The sequence below is a fragment of the Solibacillus sp. FSL H8-0523 genome, from assembly GCF_038051985.1.
Lineage (GTDB): Bacteria > Bacillota > Bacilli > Bacillales_A > Planococcaceae > Solibacillus.
The window spans coordinates 4,127,226-4,144,207 of the sequence record NZ_CP150291.1 but is presented as its reverse complement, the minus strand read 5'-3'; the positions used below and the strand labels follow the sequence as shown (position 1 = coordinate 4,144,207).

The window sequence follows — 16,982 nt, the reverse complement described above, 5'->3', positions numbered from 1 at the left end:
GCTCGTTCTTCCTTTCATAAGTCAATGCACTATTAAATTCGTATATAAATAAAGAAAGGCTCTGTTAAAAAAATTATTTTTAGTAGATAAACAGAGCTAATTAGTATGCGTTTTTTTCGTAAAAAGACAATTCATACACATAACCACAAGCTGTGGATAAACGTTATTCGAAATAGGTGGAAATCTTTGTCCACAGATTATCAACAACTGTGGATAAGATATTTCCCAGAAAAGAATTCCACAAAGTAAAACACAGTTATCGTATCAAATAAAGTGTGTTATTTCAATACTTAAAAGACTTTATCCACATAATCATAAACTATCCACGTACAAGTTGTCCACAGGGGTAGAATATGTGAAAAAGTTGTAGATAACGCTTGTGGATAAAAAAATCACGAAAATTAATTATGCACAGGGTACATTTAAAACTACGAATAGATTTGTGGATAACTGTGAGAGAGGGGGTGGGACAAGGAATTCAGAATAAAAACTGAAAAAAATAGATAGAACCATTGACAAGTGTGTTGTTTTATTTATATAATGTCATGGTCTGTATGTAGCAATAGATATAGTAACACTCAGATTCAGGAGGTGTATATAAATGAAACGTACGTACCAACCTAAAAAACGTAAGCACAGCAAAGTTCACGGTTTCCGCGCTCGTATGAGCACAAAAAACGGCCGTAATGTATTAGCTCGCCGTCGTAAAAAAGGAAGAAAAGTATTATCAGCATAAGTCCACTGAGCCACATCAGTGGTCTTTTTTTCTTTTATAGTTGAACGAAGTAAAAAAAGTACCAATGATTAGATGGAGCAGGTGAATGGATAATGAATAAACGCCAACGTATTAAGAAAAATGAAGATTTTCAAAAGGTGTTTAAAAAAGGTAAGTCATTTGCGAATCGCCAATTTGTCGTGTATTGCTTAAAGCAAGAGGATCAGATTGCGTTTCGTATTGGCTTATCAGTGAGCAAAAAAGTAGGGAACGCTGTCACACGTGTTCAAGTGAAGCGTTATATTCGCCAAGCTTTTCTGGAAATGAAAGACGAAGTAAAGCCAGACTACGATTATGTTATTATCGCCAGAACGCAGGCGGCCACACTTGATTTTCATGAAACAAAAAAAAGCTTGCAGCATGTATTAAAGGTTGCAAGAGTCTATAAAGGCTAAATGAATAGTTTTAAAAACAAGATTTCACGCTTATGGCGCGGAATCTGTTTTTCTATAGAAAAGAATTTTGCGTAACTAGCGTTCAATAGTTTGAAATAAACTAACAACTATTTTTTAAATTATCGGAACTATTAGTAGTGTAGAAACATACGCACATGGTAAACTGTTGTCATATTAACTGAATAGGTTAGCTTTAGGAGGAAGAAGATTGAAGAAAAATCTTTGGATAATGCTGTCGCTTGTATCAGTTGTTTTACTGTTATCAGGCTGTACAGAGTTTGACCAACCGATTACTGCAGATAGCGAAGGTTTCTGGAATGAGTATATCGTTTGGCCATTAGTGTCATTCATCAAGCTTTTTGCTGATATGTTTGAAGGCAATGTAGCGAATTATGCTTTTGCAATTATTATTGTAACAATTATCATTCGTTTAGTTATTTTACCTTTAACAATCAAGCAAGTAAAAAGTTCTAAAAAAATGCAAGAAATCCAACCGAAGTTAAAAGAGCTACAGGCAAAATACAGCTCTAAAGACGCGGTTACACAACAAAAATACCAACAAGAAATGATGCAACTCATGCAAGGTTCAGGGGTTAACCCACTTGCGGGATGTCTACCAATCTTTATTCAAATGCCGATTTTAATCGGGTTCTATCATGCGATTAGTCGTATGAATGCTTCACCAGCATTTGAATTAGGTTCATTCTTATCGGTAAATTTAGCAGAACCAAGTATCGTTTTTGCCGTTGTTGCAGGTTTAATCCAGTATGTTGTATTAATGACTGGCCCAGCAATGGATAATCCTCAAATGAAGATTATGATGTACATTATGCCATTAATGATCGTTGGTTTCGGTATTATCTTACCTGCAGCACTTTCATTATATTGGGTAGTCGGAAACATTGTTTCTGTATTACAAAACCTTGTGATTTATAAACCTTGGAATAAAAATAAACCGGAAGCTGCCGACAAAGGAGCGAACTAAGTGAAACAAACTACGCAAATAGGCGCAACAGTAAAAGAAGCGATCTCATTAGCGTTACAAAAGCTTGGCGTAAGTCACGAACAAGTTGATGTGGAAGTTTTACAAGAAGGTAAAAAAGGATTTTTAGGTTTCGGTGCACGTAACGCAGAAGTTCGTGTAACGGTCAAAGACACTGTTCAACAACAAGTGAATGAGCTCATTTCAGCGCCAGCTACTCCTGTAGAAGAAGTAGCTGAAGAAGTGACTCTGGAAGAGCCAGTTTTTGTACAAGATGAGCAACCAATTCACCTAGAACAAACAGAAGATACACAGGTTGATCCAATTGAAGAGGCGAAGAGCTATTTAACGAGCATCGCTAAAGAAATGGGCATTACAGACTTAGCAATTGAACATACTTCAGATGGTAAGCATGTGTCATTTAAGCTATCAAGCGAAAAAGCGGCCTTATTAATCGGCAAGCGCGGGTTAACACTCAATGCATTGCAACAAGTAACACAGCTTACATTAAACAAATCAGCAAAATCGTTTATGATTTTACAGATGGATGTAGAGGATTATCGTGAACGTCGCCAAGTCGCACTCGAACAGCTTGCTGCACGTATGGCAGATAAGGCAATCCGTACTCGAAAACCAGTTGCATTCGAACCAATGGCTTCATACGAACGCAAAATCATTCATAATGCTTTAGCAAATCGTTTAGATATCGAAACATTCTCAGAAGGTGCTGAGCCGAATCGTTATTTAGTCATTGAACCAGTGAAATAACATACAGACAAGCGCGACCTATTCTTTTTGGGATAGGTCGTTTTTGCGCTTTTGTTTAAAATCATCATTACTTTAGATTTTGCTTAAAATATGTTAGTCTAAATTGTTAGATAGTATAGTACGGATGTGATTTATCCACATGTGGATAACACTGATATAGGAGGATATAAATGGAATTTGATACGATTGCTGCAATATCCACACCAATGGGAGAAGGAGCTATTGCAATTGTCCGCTTAAGTGGCGATGAAGCAGTAGCGATTGCAGATAAAATATTTAAATCACCAAACAATAAAAAATTAACAGAAGTCCCGACACATACAATTCATTACGGACACCTAGTGGATCCAAAAACAGACGAAGTGGTAGAGGAAGTAATGCTATCACTCATGCGTGGACCGAAAACATTTACACGTGAAGACGTTGTTGAAATCAACTGTCACGGTGGGATCGTATCGGTTAATCGTGTACTACAGCTTGCGTTGCGTTTTGGTGCACGTTTAGCGGAGCCAGGCGAATTTACAAAGCGTGCCTTTTTAAATGGTCGTATTGACCTGTCGCAAGCAGAGGCAGTTATGGATTTAATTCGTGCGAAAACAGACCGCGCGATGAATGTAGCATTAAATCAAATGGATGGGAAATTATCTCGTTTAATTACATCACTACGCCAAGCATTAATTGAGACATTAGCGCAAGTAGAGGTTAATATTGATTATCCAGAATATGATGATGTAGAAGAAATGACGCTACCAGTACTGCAAGAAAAATGTGGCTGGGTACGCGAAGAAATCATTAAACTTTTACAAACTTCATCACAAGGGAAAATTTTACGTGAAGGGTTATCTACAGTTATTTTAGGGCGACCTAACGTAGGGAAATCATCACTTTTAAATAGCCTCGTACAGGAAAATAAAGCCATTGTAACGGAGATTGCCGGGACAACACGTGATATCATTGAGGAATATGTGAATGTGCGCGGCGTACCATTACGCTTAGTCGATACAGCAGGTATTCGTGAAACAGAAGATATCGTAGAGCGTATCGGTGTTGAGCGTTCTCGTGAGGCGTTAAAAGATGCCGATTTAATTTTACTTGTTTTAAATTACGGTGAAGAATTAACGATCGAAGACGAGCGCCTCTTTGAAACAATTGATGCGATGGATTACATCGTTGTTGTCAATAAGACAGATATCGAGCGCAAAATCGATTTAAACCGTGTTCATGAGCTTGCAGGCAAGCACCGCGTTGTCACAACATCATTACTAAAAGAAGAGGGCGTTATCGAGCTTGAAGAAGCGATTGCGGCATTATTCTTTGAAGGACAAGTGGAATCACAGGATTTAACATACGTATCAAATGCACGTCATATCGCGTTATTACACCAAGCACAGACGGTTATTGAAGATGCGCTCGAAGCAGCAGAAGCAGGTGTACCTGTGGATATGATTCAAATCGATGTAACACGCACATGGGAACTTCTTGGTGAAATTATCGGAGACACCGTGCAAGAAAGCTTAATCAATCAGTTATTCTCACAATTCTGTTTAGGGAAATAAATCAATGCTTTTAAAGCACAATACGAGGAAGGAAGAACATCATGCCAACAAAATATGAGGCAGGTAATTATGATGTAATTGTTGTCGGTTCCGGCCATGCCGGCGTTGAAGCGGCTTATGCTGCAGCAAAAACTGGCGCAAAAACATTAATGCTTACAATCAACTTAGAATTAATCGCATTTATGCCATGTAATCCATCAGTCGGCGGTCCTGCAAAAGGGATTGTTGTACGTGAAATCGATGCATTAGGCGGTCTTATGGGACGCGTTATCGATAAAACGCATATTCAAATGCGTATGCTCAACACAGCAAAAGGTCCAGCGGTACGTGCATTACGTGCGCAAGCGGACAAACAACTGTATCAACGTGAAATGAAGCGTTTATTGGAAGAAGAGAAAAACCTTCAAATTAGCCAAGCGATGGTGGAAGAATTAATCGTGGAAGATGGCCAAGTAAAAGGTGTTATTACACAGGTTGGTGCGATTTATCGTGCAGATGCCGTTGTCTTAACAACAGGTACATTCTTACGCGGTGAAATCATCATTGGGGACTTAAAATATTCATCTGGTCCAAACAACCAACAGCCATCAATCAAGTTAGCGGATAACTTAATCGAGTTAGGTTTCAATATGGTTCGTTTTAAAACAGGTACACCACCACGTGTTAACAGCCGTACGATTGATTATTCAAAAACGGAAATTCAACCGGGTGACGAAGAACCACGTGCATTTAGCTTTGAAACAACGGAATATATTACCGATCAATTACCTTGCTGGTTAACGTATACAAGCGAAAATACGCATGACATTATTAATGCCAACCTACACCTATCACCAATGTTCTCAGGGATGATTAAAGGGACTGGTCCGCGTTATTGCCCATCAATTGAAGACAAAATTACACGCTTTGCTGACAAGCCACGTCACCAAATTTTCTTAGAGCCAGAAGGTCGTGATACGCAAGAAGTTTATGTACAAGGCTTCTCAACGTCACTACCAGAGCATGTACAACGTAAAATGGTTGCTTCAATTCCAGGACTTGAAAATGCGGAAATTATGCGTGCTGGTTATGCAATTGAGTACGATGCGATTGTGCCAACACAGTTATGGCCAACACTTGAAACAAAAACGATTCAAGGATTATATACAGCAGGTCAGTTAAACGGTACTTCAGGTTATGAAGAAGCGGCGGGCCAAGGCTTAATGGCTGGTATGAACGCCGGACTTAAAGTTTTAGGTAAAGAAGAAGTGATTCTTTCACGTTCTGACGCTTATATCGGTGTATTAATCGATGACTTAGTAACAAAAGGTACGAACGAGCCGTACCGTTTATTAACATCTCGTGCGGAATACCGCCTGCTATTACGTCATGACAATGCCGATTTACGTTTAACTGAGGTTGGTCATAAGGTTGGCTTAATTTCAGATGAGCGTTATGCACGTTTTGAGAAAAAACGTCAGCAAGTAGAAGGTGAAATCGCCCGCTTACGTGAAATCATTGTTAAACCAAATGAAAAGACACAAGAAACGGTGCGTTCAGTTGGTGGTGCAGAATTAAAAGACGGCATTCGTGCATCTGACTTTGTAAAACGTACAGAAATGACGTATGACTTAGTAGCGAGCTTAATTGAGCCTACGGAAGAAGCGTTAGATGAAGCAGTACGTGAGCAAGTGGAAATCCAATTGAAATACGAAGGTTATATTCAAAAAGCCCTTCAACAAGTAGAAAAAATGAAAAAGCTTGAAGATAAGAAAATTCCAGAGAACATCGATTATGATGCAATCGGTAGCTTAGCTTCAGAAGCCTTACAAAAGTTAAAGCAAGTGCGTCCATTATCCATCGCACAAGCATCACGTATCGCAGGGGTAAACCCAGCAGATATTTCGATTTTACTTGTCTATATTGAACAAGGAAAAATTGCTAAAGTAAGTAACTAATCAAGAGAGCGTCTTTTTATAGGCGCTCTTATTTTACGATTATGTAAAGGAGCGTTTTTATGAACGAAAAGCAATTTATTGAAGCGTTAAAACAAAAGGGAATCGAGCTTTCAGATATGCAAGTCGCCCAATTCCGCAAATACTTTGAACTATTAGTTGAGTGGAATGAAAAAATGAACTTAACCGCGATTACTGATTTAGAAGGTGTGTATTTAAAACACTTCTATGATTCAATTAGCGCGTCATTTTACTTTGATTTCACAAAAGTGACAACCGTTTGTGATGTTGGTGCAGGTGCAGGCTTCCCAAGTATTCCAATTAAAATTTGCTTCCCACATTTACAAATTACAATTGTGGATTCATTAAACAAGCGTATTACGTTTTTAAATCATTTAACAAATGAGTTAAACTTAGACCATATGTCATTTGTGCACGCACGCGCGGAAGAATTTGGACAAAATGCTAAATACCGTGAGAAATTTGATGTTGTTACGGCACGCGCGGTTGCCCGTCTTTCAGTTTTATCAGAGTTATGTGTGCCATTAGCAAAAGAAGGCGGCTACTTTGTGGCATTAAAAGCAGCAGCTGGTGCTGAAGAAATGAAAGATGCACAAAAAGCGATTGTCACATTAGGTGCAAAATTAAAAGAAGAATTCGCATTCCATTTACCTGTCGAAGAAAGTGAACGTTCACTGTATGTATTTGATAAAGTAAAAGCAACACCAAAAAAATACCCACGTAAACCAGGTGTTCCAAATAAAACACCGATCAAATAGGCTAATAATTATTATGTAATCATATAAATTATGAAATGTTTTCGTCTTTTGATGCATACATAATTATATTTATGTCATTTTTACAAAATAACTGTTCATTGGACACTGTACATTTTTGACTGAATCAGAAATAATATTGTATATGAGCTAGACAGTTTCTTAAAGGTGGTGCCACACGGATGAAAAGTACTTTTTCACGTTTTTTCGGAGGGAGCCCGAAGCAACCAGAAGTAAACAGTGAAGTAGAAGTAATGGAGAATATCTCGATGGCTTCTGAAGAAGTAGTTAAAATTCCTATAGATAAAATCATTCCGAACCGTTATCAGCCACGTACCGTTTTTGATGATGAGAAGATTGAAGAATTAGCAAGAACAATTCATACACATGGTGTCATTCAACCAATCGTGATCCGTCCGATGAGTGGTAGTGTGGGGAACTATGAAATCATTGCGGGTGAACGTCGCTACCGTGCAATGAAATCACTTCAATGGTCAGAAGTGCCTGCGATTGTACGTAATTTAAATGATCGTGAAACGGCTTCAATCGCGCTTATTGAAAACCTTCAACGTGAAGAATTAACAGCAATTGAAGAAGCACTGGCTTACCAAAAACTGTTGGAACTGCATTCGCTTACACAAGAAGCGCTTGCCCAACGTCTTGGTAAGGGTCAATCAACAGTTGCCAATAAATTGCGTTTACTAAAGCTTCCGCAATTTGTGCAGGATGCTATTTTAAATCGTGAAATTTCGGAGCGTCATGCCCGTGCATTAATTGCCATTAAGGATGAACAACTCCAAATGCAATTAATTGCAGCATCGAAAGAGTTTGACTGGAATGTTCGACAGCTTGAAGATCAAATTCAAAAAATCCTCCATCCAGAAGAGCCGGACGTAAAAAAACGTAAGCCTTCTCGTAAAGCGATTAGTAAAGATGTACGTATTGCCCTCAATACCATTAAGCAATCATTATCGATGGTTACCAAAAGCGGTATCGATTTAAAAACAGAGGAAGAAGATACAGATGAGTATTATCAAATCACTGTGAAAATTCCAAAGAAAAAATAACCGTTTTGCCTTCTATGTATTTTTTTACGTAGAAGGTTTTTTTATACAACGTTGTTCATAGTTTTTTGATAAGATAAAAGTAGAAAAGTAACCGACAAAGAAGGCAACCGTAATAAATCAATAGATTCACTAATATACCTAAACTGAAGTGATGAAAGCAGGTGCGAATATGGGACGTATTATTGCAATAGCCAACCAAAAGGGTGGTGTAGGTAAAACAACGACATCCGTGAATTTAAGTGCATGTTTAGCTTATTTAGGAAAGAAAGTGTTACTAATTGATATTGATCCACAGGGGAACACGTCCAGCGGTCTTGGCGTGAAAAAAGGTGAGTTAGAAAGCTGTATTTATGATGTCCTGATTAACGATGAGGATATTAAAGAAGTGATTCAGAAAACGGAAGTAGAAAATTTATATATTGTGCCTGCAACGATTTCACTCGCGGGGGCAGAAATTGAACTTGTTTCGACTGTTTCACGTGAAGCGCGTCTAAAAAAGTCTGTACAGGAAATTAAAAATAACTTTGATTTTATTATTATTGATTGTCCACCTTCACTTGGATTATTAACGATTAACGCATTAACGGCAGCGGATGCATTAATTATTCCCGTACAGTGTGAATATTATGCATTAGAGGGCTTGAGCCAACTGTTATCAACGGTGCGCTTGGTGCAAAAGCATTTGAATAAGTCACTTGTGATTGATGGGGTGCTCCTGACGATGCTGGATGCACGAACAAATTTAGGTTTACAAGTGATTGATGAAGTAAAGCGGTATTTCCAAGACAGGGTGTACCATTCAGTTATTCCACGTAATGTGCGGTTAAGTGAGGCACCGAGTCATGGTAAGCCTGTATTATTGTACGATGCAAAATCACGCGGATCAGAAACCTATTTAGAGTTTGCAAGGGAAGTGATTAAAAATGGTTAGAGGATTAGGGAAAGGGATCGATGCATTGTTTCGTGAAGAAGCAGTACATCAGGAAGACCAAGTGCAGCAAATTGCTGTTGCGCGAATGATTGCAAATCCATTTCAGCCACGTAAAGTGTTTGATGAAGCAGCAATTGAGGAACTAGCGCAGTCGATTCATGAACACGGGATTATTCAGCCGATAGTTGTCCGGAAAAACGGTAAGAAATATGAAATTGTAGCAGGGGAACGTCGTTATCGTGCGGCAAAGTTGGCAGGGTTAACAGAAGTACCCGTTATCGTGCGCGATTTTAGTGAGCAGCAAATGATGGAAGTGGCGATTTTAGAAAATCTGCAACGTGAGGATCTAACGCCAATCGAAGAAGCAGAAGCGTACAATAGTTTAATTGTGAAACTAAAATTCACACAGGATGATTTAGCGAAGCGTTTAGGTAAAAGTCGTCCGCATATCGCCAATTTAATTCGCTTATTGCAGCTTCCTGAGGATATACGCGAGCTTGTAAACGAAGGGAAATTATCAATGGGGCATGGCCGCGCTTTACTGGGCTTAAAAAATAAGCGCCGTATTCCTGAAGTGGCACATAAGGTGATAAAAGACCATTTAAATGTTCGCCAGCTTGAAAAATATATTCAGGATGTAAACGAGGCTGTTTCACGTGAAACAAAGAGTCCGAAAACGGATATCCATACACAAGCGACCGAATCACAGCTCCGTGAATATTTTGGTACCCAAGTGCAAATTAAAAAAGCAAAAAATAAAGGGAAAATTGAAATTGAATTTTACTCAGAAGATGATTTGCAACGCATTTTAGAAATGTTGAATATCGAGGAATAAAGAAATGGGCGCAACAAGTAGGTTGTTCGCCCATTTTTAGCATTTCACAGTACGGATATTTTAGAAAATTTAAAAATTGAATATCAAGTAATGCCATGTGCATGTTAAAATCGATTCTATTATGAAAAGAAAGAGGCTTACTCATGGTATTACTTGGATCGTTTTTAAATGCGCTCTTTATCATCATTGGCGCATTTGTAGGACGTTTATTTAAAAATATCCCAGAATCAATGCAGCAAACGGTAATGGTCATTATCGGTTTAGTTGTTGCTGTACTTGGTATTCAAATGGGCTTAGAAAGTGATAATTTTATTATTATCGTTGTGAGTTTAGTAATTGGGACGGTTATTGGTGAATGGCTTGATCTAGAAGGGAAATTCAATCGTTTCGGCTTATGGGTTGAATCCCTATTTGGAACGCGTGCACAAAAAGGAACTATTGCACAGGGCTTTGTTACGGCATCATTAATTTTTGTAATTGGTTCGATGGCGATTATTGGAGCGCTTGACAGTGGGCTTCGTAATGATCACAATGTGCTCATTACAAAAGGGATTATCGATGGCTTTATGGCAATTATTTTGGCATCTACGCTAGGGATAGGTGTCATGCTTTCAGCAGTGCCAGTCTTTTTGTATCAAGGCACAATCGCTGTTTTTGCTGGCGTCATTAGTACATATATTCCGGCGGAGGCACTGGATTTGTTTATTAAAGAAATGACAGCTACAGGCGGTGTTATGATATTAGCAATCGGCTTAAATATTGCTGGACTAACGAAAATCCGTATAGCCAATTTGCTGCCAGCGATTATAATTGTTGCGGTCATAGTTGCGATTATTTTTCTGTTTCAGTAAGTGGCGTTGCCAGGCAAGCTGTAGCGCGCGGGCAATTTTGTCACTCATAGAATAGGTAACATGTAGTCGTGTATTTGCGAGTACCTTCGCTTCCATAAAGCCCCCGACATTGACGATGCCTTTAATCGATAGATGACCGATTGGAGGTAGCGCTTTGTTTACGGCTTTTCCGGGATAGAGTGGGCCATCTTGGACTAAAATAGAGCCAATTGCTGATGCTTCACCTAAGCACGCATCGATGGCAACGATAAACGGCTCTTCTTGTTCATACAGTTTTTCATGACGCTCCACAATATTTAGTGCATGGAGTGGGGTTTGCAGAGTACCAACGATTTCAAAAGGAAATGAAAAAATTTGTTGTAACTGACTGCCGACAATCGGTCCGAGTGCATCGCCGGTAGAACGGTCGGTACCAATGCAGCAAAACACTAATTTTTCATGATCAAATGGAATCCGCTGCAATAAAAATTCACTAAGTTCCCAAACCGCACTCGTTTGCTCATAATGAATGCTATAATTTTTTTCAAATGCTTGTGTCATGTATACACTCCTTAAAATAGATTACTCGAGAAATATGAAAAAATACGATATATTTAGGCAGTATATTCAATATGCAAGACAGTTATACAAGAGGTGAAAATTTTGGAAGAGGATTTAACGATTGATTTAGCAGAAACGGATTTAAAGGGCCTAGCGCGCTATACAACAAAATTATGGGATTATGCGACAAGCCAGGAGTTTTGGGACATGATTTTTGAGGTAAGCATTAAGATTTTAGCGATTTGGCTTATTTCTTCGTTAGTTGTGTGGGCGGGTAAAAAAATCATTGCACGTGTCTTTATGATTCGTGTGCGTAATAATGAGCGTCGACAAGTGACGATTGTTAAGCTACTTCAAAGTGTACTGAGTTATTTAGTATATTTCTCGGCTATTATGGGTGTATTATCAGCACTTAATATTCAAATTGCCGGGCTAATTGCAGGGGCCGGGATTGCTTCTGTTGCCATCGCCTTTGGTGCGCAAAACTTAGTAAGAGATGTCATTACGGGATTCTTTATTATTTTAGAAGACCAATTTAGTGTCGGTGACTATGTAAGAATTGGTGCTGCAGAAGGTACGGTAATGGAAATTGGTCTACGTACAACGAAAATTAAAGGTGGTACGGGTGAGCAATTTATTATGCCAAATGGGAGCATTAGTGAGGTTATTAACTACTCGATTAATAACTCAAAAGCGCTGATTGATATGCAAGTATCGCTTGATGCCAACATTGAAAAAGTGCAAAAAATTATTCAAGATTATTTAGATACATTACCTTCACAATATGAAGAGCTCATTAACGCACCATTATTTTTAGGTGTTACGAATACGACAGGTACAGAAGCGACAATTCGTATTACAGTAGAAACGTTACCATTACAGCAGCATGCGATTTCACGCATTATTCGTAAAGACGTCATCGATATTTTAACGCGTAATGGCATTCCATTAGCAGCGCCGAAAATGATGTTCTATGAACGAGGGGGAGAATAATCGATGGAAGCAAAACAATATGAGCTACAGGATGTTGTTGAAATGAAAAAGCAGCATCCCTGTGGAACGAATGCCTGGAAAATTATTCGCCTTGGCGCAGATATTCGTATTAAATGCGAAGGCTGCGGTCATAGTGTAATGATTGCACGCCGAGAATTTGAGAAGAAAATGAAAAAGGTGTTAAATAAGTCGAACGAGCTTTAAGAGCAAAATAGACTTTTAATGTGGGAATCAATATAATAGACAAGGCTATAAAATTAGTGGATAAAAACAATCCGCCAAAACGGTTTTTTTAGAAAAAATGTACTGAACATAGAAAGGTTGTGTCAACATGGCATTAACAGCTGGTATCGTAGGTTTACCAAACGTAGGTAAGTCAACATTATTCAACGCAATTACAAAGGCAGGGGCACTTGCTGCCAACTATCCATTCGCAACAATCGAGCCAAACGTAGGTAGTGTAACGGTTCCTGATAAACGCTTAGATAAATTAACAGAACTTGTAACACCAAAGAAAACTGTTCCAACAACATTCGAATTCACGGATATCGCAGGGATTGTAAAAGGTGCTTCTACAGGTGAAGGTCTAGGGAACAAATTCTTAGCACATATCCGTGAAGTAGATGCAATTTGCCAAGTGGTTCGTTGTTTCGAAGACGATAACATCACGCACGTTTCAGGTACAGTAAACCCAATTGACGACATCGAAGTCATTAACCTTGAGTTAATTTTAGCAGATATGGAATCAGTGGATAAGCGTATTGCACGTGTAGTAAAAATGGCGAAGCAAAAAGATAAAGAAGCCATGCTAGAAGAACCTATTCTTCAAAAAATTAAAGAAGTATTAGAAGCTGAAAAACCTGCGCGTGCAGCAGACCTTTCAGATGATGAGAAAAAAATCATTAAAGGTCTACACTTATTAACAGTCAAACCAATGCTTTATGTAGCAAACGTTTCTGAAGATGAAGTGGCAGACCCAGCGGATAACAAGTACGTAAAAATGGTACAAGAATATGCTGCAGCTGAAGGCGCACAAGTCATTACAATTTGTGCGAAGATTGAAGAGGAAATCTCTGAGTTAGAAGACGATGAGAAAAAAGAATTTTTAGCTGAATTAGGAATTGCTGAATCAGGCTTAGATCAATTAATTAAAGCTTCTTATAGCTTATTAGGTTTAGCAACTTACTTCACTGCTGGTGTACAAGAGGTTCGTGCATGGACATTCCGTAAAGGGATGAAAGCACCTCAATGTGCAGGAATTATCCATACTGATTTCGAGCGCGGCTTCATCCGTGCAGAAACAGTTGCGTTCACAGACTTAGTAGAATTCGGCTCAAAGCCAGCTGCTAAAGAAGCAGGCCGTGTGCGTGCTGAAGGTAAAGAATACGTTGTACAAGACGGCGACGTACTGGAATTCTTATTTAACGTGTAGGAAAATAAAGACGATTTGCCACCAATTTAGCTTGGCAAATCGTCTTTTACTTTTCATAAACATATAGTTTAGGTTCTTTTGGATCGTCTTTCACGACAGCATCGTTTGGATATTTACGCAATTCTTTATACATATGAAAATCACCAATCGCACCGGCCATTAAGAGTGCACCGACAAATACAATTAAAAAGTTATCGAGTGCTAAACCAATTACAGTAGGTGCAACACCAGTCATCCAAAATGGCAATAATAATGCTTTTTTCATTGCTGCGTTTGTAAGTGGCTGTTTAGTTGTCGCATAAGCAATGCCAAGTTTCAAGTTAACCCCATAATCAAGGTCCTTATACGGTACACCACCAAAAATCATAAAGCCGATTAAGTGAAAAGCTTCATGTAAAATAATCAGCAATATATAGGCTGTAAACAAGTAAATATAATCAACCAGCGAAAAGTCGAATGTAAAACGTTGATGAATCAGTGCATTTAAGGCAATCATTAAAATAACTAGTACAATGGTTAAAATAATATTATCACGCATTATTTTTTGCATATTTAATTCAATGATGATTGGTTGTTTGTCATCCATAAAACACCTCCGTTACTAATGATTATAACAAAAAATGAATAAAGATTAAGTGATCTATGCGGTTGCGTATAAAAGTAAATTGTGATACAATTCATTGATGTGAGTAACAGAAGTTACTTACTCCTTGCTCCCTGTTAACAGGAGAGCCCAAGTCCATAAGGAGGTGCAAACACAAATGAGAAAGTACGAATTAATGTACATCATCCGCCCAAACATTGAAGAAGAAGCGAAGAAAGCTTTAGTAGAGCGTTTCAACGAAATCTTAACTTCAAATGGTGCAGAGATCACTGAAGCAAAAGAGTGGGGTAAACGCCGTTTAGCTTACGAAATCAACGACTTCCGCGAAGGTTTCTACCAAATCGTGAAAATCAACGCTGGAACTGAAGCGATCAACGAGTTCACTCGTTTAGCTAACATCAGCGAAGATATCATCCGTCACATCGCAGTACGCGAAGAAGACAAATAATTTTTAAACAAAACTGCTGAAAAAAGGGAGGGTATATTGATGATTAACCGTGTTGTATTAGTTGGAAGACTAACAAAAGATCCAGAGCTTCGTTACACACCGAGTGGAGTTCCAATGGCGCGTTTTACAATTGCTGTAAACCGTACTTTTTCGAGCCAATCGGGTGAACGCGAAGCAGATTTCATTGGTTGTATTGCTTGGAGAAAGCAAGCTGAAAACTTAGCAAACTTCATGAAAAAAGGGAGTTTGATTGGTGTAGAAGGCCGAATTCAAACAGGCAGCTATGAAGGACAAGATGGTAAGCGTGTCTATACAACGGACGTAATTGCAGACGCTGTGCAGTTCTTAGAACCGCGCGGAGGAGCAAATGCATCTCAAGGTGGACAAGCACCAGCTGCATCATACGGCGGTGGCGGAAACTATGGTGGGCAACCAACATCGAATCAGTCAAACCAAAACTATGGTGGTGGGCAACCACAGGAATCTTATGGTTCTTATCAACAACCACCTCAAAATCAGCAAAATTATACACGTGTAGATGAAGATCCATTTGCGAATAGCAAAGGACCTATTGAAGTTTCTGAAGACGATTTACCGTTCTAAGAGCTTCAATTATCTACAAAATAAAAATTAAAGGAGGACACCGATAATGGCACCACGTCGCGGAGGCCGCAAACGCCGTAAAGTTTGCTACTTCACTTCTAACAACATTACGCACATCGACTACAAAGATGTAGATCTTTTAAAGAAATTCATCTCTGAGCGCGGTAAAATTTTACCACGTCGCGTAACAGGTACTTCAGCTAAATACCAACGTAAACTTACATCTGCAATCAAAGTTTCTCGTATTATGGCTTTATTACCATTCGTTGCTGAAGACAAATAAGTCTCATTTGGTTACTTGCTAACCATTAATAAGCTGTTGAAATCTAATTTTAGATTTCAATGGCTTTTTTGTTTTTCAATTTCATGTATTGCGTAGCGTTAGTTTGTTTGGTTATATAAAAATGGTACAATAGAAAGGTGAGAAAAGTTGAAGGGCCGATACACATTTTATAGGACCCATCATAAGGAAGACGTAAGCACAATGCTCAATTTAAAAGTCTTTCGAACACTTAGATAAGGAAGGTTCTCCATGCAAAATAATCAATCAAGGAAGTTAGCACATGGCGCGATGATGATTGCACTATTTACAGTGTTAATGGCCATCGTTTTTTATGTGCCTATGGCGAATATCGTGGCAGCATTGATCGCACCACTACCGATTATTTGGTATAGTGCGCATTACGATCGAAAATCATCGGCGTTAGTTTTTGTTGCGGCCGTAGCGGTTACTTTTTTTATTGGTGGATTGCTCATTCTACCAGCTTCATTAATCTTTGCCGCAGCAGGTATGACGATTGGTGACGCTATTTTTAATAAAAAAAGCAAAGTCTTTATGTTTATATCAACAAGCGTTGTTTTACTCATTACATTTGCGATTCAGTACGTGATTGCAGTTCGTTTATTTGAAGTAGACTTTATTCGAGAGTCACTTGATTTAATGAAAACTTCGTATATGGAATCAATTAAGATGTCAGAGAAAATCACTGGGCAAGCAACACCAAAAGAAGTGATGGAGAATTTAACAAGTATGTTGAATACGTTAGAAATGACGATTCCAGCTTCTATTACACTGGCGATGTTACTATTCACACTACTATTCATGGCGGTAAATTTACCGATTTTAAAGCGTTTGAAAGTAGATGTACCGAAATTTGCGAAGTTTAGTGAGCTACGCTTACCACGTTCTGTACTTTGGTATTATTTAATTGTGTTATCAATTAACTTGTTCGTGCGTCCAGAACCAGATTCAGCATTGGCAGTTATTATGCTAAATGTTTCGATGGTTTTATGGGTACTGTTAACCGTACAAGGGATTTCTTTTATTCACTATATGCTTGACTGCTATAAGCAGCCAAAGTTTTTAAAGGTCATTAGTACACTTGTTGCGATTCCCTTTTATTCGTTTGTCGTTTTAATAGGAATTATTGATTTAGGCTTTAATGCACGAGATTATATTCAACAAAAGAGTCAAAAATGAGGAGCTGATTGA

General features: G+C 38.5%; 20 protein-coding genes. 18 read left to right on the top strand and 2 right to left on the bottom strand.

Annotated features, from left to right (window positions below; all coding sequences use genetic code 11):
- Positions 1-601 precede the first annotated feature (601 nt).
- From rpmH to NSQ62_RS20865, 11 genes are all read left to right on the top strand, one after another.
- Complete coding sequence (gene rpmH / locus NSQ62_RS20915; RefSeq protein WP_008408389.1) at positions 602-736, top strand: 50S ribosomal protein L34; 135 nt, start codon at positions 602-604, stop codon at positions 734-736.
- Between the two features lie 92 nt (positions 737-828).
- Positions 829-1,170 carry a ribonuclease P protein component gene (gene rnpA / locus NSQ62_RS20910; RefSeq protein ID WP_341321934.1) on the top strand — a complete coding sequence of 114 codons (342 nt, stop codon included), beginning with the start codon at positions 829-831 and terminating at the stop codon, positions 1,168-1,170.
- Between the two features lie 208 nt (positions 1,171-1,378).
- The gene (gene yidC / locus NSQ62_RS20905; protein ID WP_341321933.1) at positions 1,379-2,155 is read left to right on the top strand and encodes a membrane protein insertase YidC; all 777 of its coding nucleotides are present in this window, start codon (positions 1,379-1,381) and stop codon (positions 2,153-2,155) included.
- The gene (jag, locus tag NSQ62_RS20900) at positions 2,156-2,920 is read left to right on the top strand and encodes an RNA-binding cell elongation regulator Jag/EloR (protein ID WP_341321932.1); all 765 of its coding nucleotides are present in this window, start codon (positions 2,156-2,158) and stop codon (positions 2,918-2,920) included. It begins immediately after the preceding gene.
- Positions 2,921-3,090: 170 nt separating this feature from the next.
- Complete coding sequence (gene mnmE, locus NSQ62_RS20895) at positions 3,091-4,476, top strand: tRNA uridine-5-carboxymethylaminomethyl(34) synthesis GTPase MnmE (protein ID WP_341321931.1); 1,386 nt, start codon at positions 3,091-3,093, stop codon at positions 4,474-4,476.
- 41 nt (positions 4,477-4,517) lie between these two features.
- The gene (gene mnmG / locus NSQ62_RS20890; protein ID WP_341321930.1) at positions 4,518-6,413 is read left to right on the top strand and encodes a tRNA uridine-5-carboxymethylaminomethyl(34) synthesis enzyme MnmG; all 1,896 of its coding nucleotides are present in this window, start codon (positions 4,518-4,520) and stop codon (positions 6,411-6,413) included.
- Positions 6,414-6,472: 59 nt separating this feature from the next.
- Positions 6,473-7,189 (top strand): 16S rRNA (guanine(527)-N(7))-methyltransferase RsmG, encoded by a 717-nt coding sequence (gene rsmG / locus NSQ62_RS20885; RefSeq protein WP_341321929.1) that lies wholly within the window; start codon positions 6,473-6,475, stop codon positions 7,187-7,189.
- Between the two features lie 179 nt (positions 7,190-7,368).
- Positions 7,369-8,253 (top strand): nucleoid occlusion protein, encoded by an 885-nt coding sequence (gene noc / locus NSQ62_RS20880; protein ID WP_341321928.1) that lies wholly within the window; start codon positions 7,369-7,371, stop codon positions 8,251-8,253.
- Between the two features lie 169 nt (positions 8,254-8,422).
- Entirely contained in the window at positions 8,423-9,184 is a 762-nt protein-coding gene (locus tag NSQ62_RS20875) for an AAA family ATPase (RefSeq protein WP_341321927.1), read from the top strand.
- Positions 9,177-10,019 carry a ParB/RepB/Spo0J family partition protein gene (locus NSQ62_RS20870; RefSeq protein ID WP_341321926.1) on the top strand — a complete coding sequence of 281 codons (843 nt, stop codon included), beginning with the start codon at positions 9,177-9,179 and terminating at the stop codon, positions 10,017-10,019. Before NSQ62_RS20875 ends, NSQ62_RS20870 begins: the two co-directional genes overlap by 8 nt.
- 143 nt (positions 10,020-10,162) lie before the next feature.
- The gene (locus NSQ62_RS20865; protein ID WP_341321925.1) at positions 10,163-10,870 is read left to right on the top strand and encodes a DUF554 domain-containing protein; all 708 of its coding nucleotides are present in this window, start codon (positions 10,163-10,165) and stop codon (positions 10,868-10,870) included.
- Here the strand turns inward: NSQ62_RS20865 and yyaC are convergent.
- The gene (yyaC, locus tag NSQ62_RS20860; protein ID WP_341321924.1) at positions 10,787-11,410 is read right to left on the bottom strand and encodes a spore protease YyaC; all 624 of its coding nucleotides are present in this window, start codon (positions 11,408-11,410) and stop codon (positions 10,787-10,789) included. The two genes, NSQ62_RS20865 and yyaC, sit on opposite strands and share 84 nt — an antisense overlap.
- 102 nt (positions 11,411-11,512) lie before the next feature.
- Here yyaC and NSQ62_RS20855 point away from each other — a divergent pair, with 102 nt between their 5' ends.
- The 3 genes from NSQ62_RS20855 to ychF all read left to right on the top strand — a co-directional run bounded on the left by NSQ62_RS20855 (position 11,513) and on the right by ychF (position 13,835).
- On the top strand, positions 11,513-12,403 hold the full coding sequence (locus NSQ62_RS20855; RefSeq protein WP_341321923.1) for a mechanosensitive ion channel family protein: 891 nt from the start codon (positions 11,513-11,515) through the stop codon (positions 12,401-12,403).
- Positions 12,404-12,406: 3 nt separating this feature from the next.
- Positions 12,407-12,607, top strand: coding sequence for a DUF951 domain-containing protein (locus tag NSQ62_RS20850; RefSeq protein WP_341321922.1), 201 nt, complete (start codon positions 12,407-12,409; stop codon positions 12,605-12,607).
- A 127-nt stretch (positions 12,608-12,734) separates the two neighbouring features.
- Positions 12,735-13,835, top strand: coding sequence for a redox-regulated ATPase YchF (ychF, locus tag NSQ62_RS20845; protein WP_341321921.1), 1,101 nt, complete (start codon positions 12,735-12,737; stop codon positions 13,833-13,835).
- 46 nt (positions 13,836-13,881) lie between these two features.
- On the opposite strand, the gene NSQ62_RS20840 is transcribed toward ychF, so the two are convergent.
- Positions 13,882-14,421: a DUF3267 domain-containing protein gene (locus NSQ62_RS20840; RefSeq protein ID WP_341321920.1), complete on the bottom strand. Its 540-nt coding sequence runs from the start codon at positions 14,419-14,421 to the stop codon at positions 13,882-13,884.
- Between the two features lie 175 nt (positions 14,422-14,596).
- On the opposite strand from NSQ62_RS20840, the gene rpsF reads away from it, so the two are divergent.
- The 4 genes from rpsF to NSQ62_RS20820 all read left to right on the top strand — a co-directional run bounded on the left by rpsF (position 14,597) and on the right by NSQ62_RS20820 (position 16,970).
- Complete coding sequence (gene rpsF / locus NSQ62_RS20835) at positions 14,597-14,887, top strand: 30S ribosomal protein S6 (protein WP_341321919.1); 291 nt, start codon at positions 14,597-14,599, stop codon at positions 14,885-14,887.
- A 39-nt stretch (positions 14,888-14,926) separates the two neighbouring features.
- A complete protein-coding gene (gene ssb / locus NSQ62_RS20830; RefSeq protein WP_341321918.1) occupies positions 14,927-15,490 on the top strand; it encodes a single-stranded DNA-binding protein in 564 nt (187 codons plus the stop codon).
- Between the two features lie 43 nt (positions 15,491-15,533).
- Positions 15,534-15,773: a 30S ribosomal protein S18 gene (rpsR, locus tag NSQ62_RS20825; protein WP_188227411.1), complete on the top strand. Its 240-nt coding sequence runs from the start codon at positions 15,534-15,536 to the stop codon at positions 15,771-15,773.
- 249 nt (positions 15,774-16,022) lie between these two features.
- A complete protein-coding gene (locus tag NSQ62_RS20820; RefSeq protein ID WP_341321917.1) occupies positions 16,023-16,970 on the top strand; it encodes a YybS family protein in 948 nt (315 codons plus the stop codon).
- The last annotated feature ends 12 nt before the right edge of the window (positions 16,971-16,982 follow it).

What these genes read in the sequence shown, in the direction of transcription:
- rpmH (WP_008408389.1), top strand. Translation starts at nt 602, where the DNA reads ATGAAACGTACGTACCAACCTAAAAAACGTAAGCACAGCAAAGTTCAC.
- rnpA (WP_341321934.1), top strand. Translation starts at nt 829, where the DNA reads ATGAATAAACGCCAACGTATTAAGAAAAATGAAGATTTTCAAAAGGTG.
- mnmE (WP_341321931.1), top strand. Translation starts at nt 3,091, where the DNA reads ATGGAATTTGATACGATTGCTGCAATATCCACACCAATGGGAGAAGGA.
- mnmG (WP_341321930.1), top strand. Translation starts at nt 4,518, where the DNA reads ATGCCAACAAAATATGAGGCAGGTAATTATGATGTAATTGTTGTCGGT.
- rsmG (WP_341321929.1), top strand. Translation starts at nt 6,473, where the DNA reads ATGAACGAAAAGCAATTTATTGAAGCGTTAAAACAAAAGGGAATCGAG.
- noc (WP_341321928.1), top strand. Translation starts at nt 7,369, where the DNA reads ATGAAAAGTACTTTTTCACGTTTTTTCGGAGGGAGCCCGAAGCAACCA.
- NSQ62_RS20875 (WP_341321927.1), top strand. Translation starts at nt 8,423, where the DNA reads ATGGGACGTATTATTGCAATAGCCAACCAAAAGGGTGGTGTAGGTAAA.
- NSQ62_RS20870 (WP_341321926.1), top strand. Translation starts at nt 9,177, where the DNA reads ATGGTTAGAGGATTAGGGAAAGGGATCGATGCATTGTTTCGTGAAGAA.
- NSQ62_RS20865 (WP_341321925.1), top strand. Translation starts at nt 10,163, where the DNA reads ATGGTATTACTTGGATCGTTTTTAAATGCGCTCTTTATCATCATTGGC.
- yyaC (WP_341321924.1), bottom strand. Translation starts at nt 11,410, where the DNA reads ATGACACAAGCATTTGAAAAAAATTATAGCATTCATTATGAGCAAACG.
- NSQ62_RS20850 (WP_341321922.1), top strand. Translation starts at nt 12,407, where the DNA reads ATGGAAGCAAAACAATATGAGCTACAGGATGTTGTTGAAATGAAAAAG.
- ychF (WP_341321921.1), top strand. Translation starts at nt 12,735, where the DNA reads ATGGCATTAACAGCTGGTATCGTAGGTTTACCAAACGTAGGTAAGTCA.
- NSQ62_RS20840 (WP_341321920.1), bottom strand. Translation starts at nt 14,421, where the DNA reads ATGGATGACAAACAACCAATCATCATTGAATTAAATATGCAAAAAATA.
- rpsF (WP_341321919.1), top strand. Translation starts at nt 14,597, where the DNA reads ATGAGAAAGTACGAATTAATGTACATCATCCGCCCAAACATTGAAGAA.
- ssb (WP_341321918.1), top strand. Translation starts at nt 14,927, where the DNA reads ATGATTAACCGTGTTGTATTAGTTGGAAGACTAACAAAAGATCCAGAG.
- NSQ62_RS20820 (WP_341321917.1), top strand. Translation starts at nt 16,023, where the DNA reads ATGCAAAATAATCAATCAAGGAAGTTAGCACATGGCGCGATGATGATT.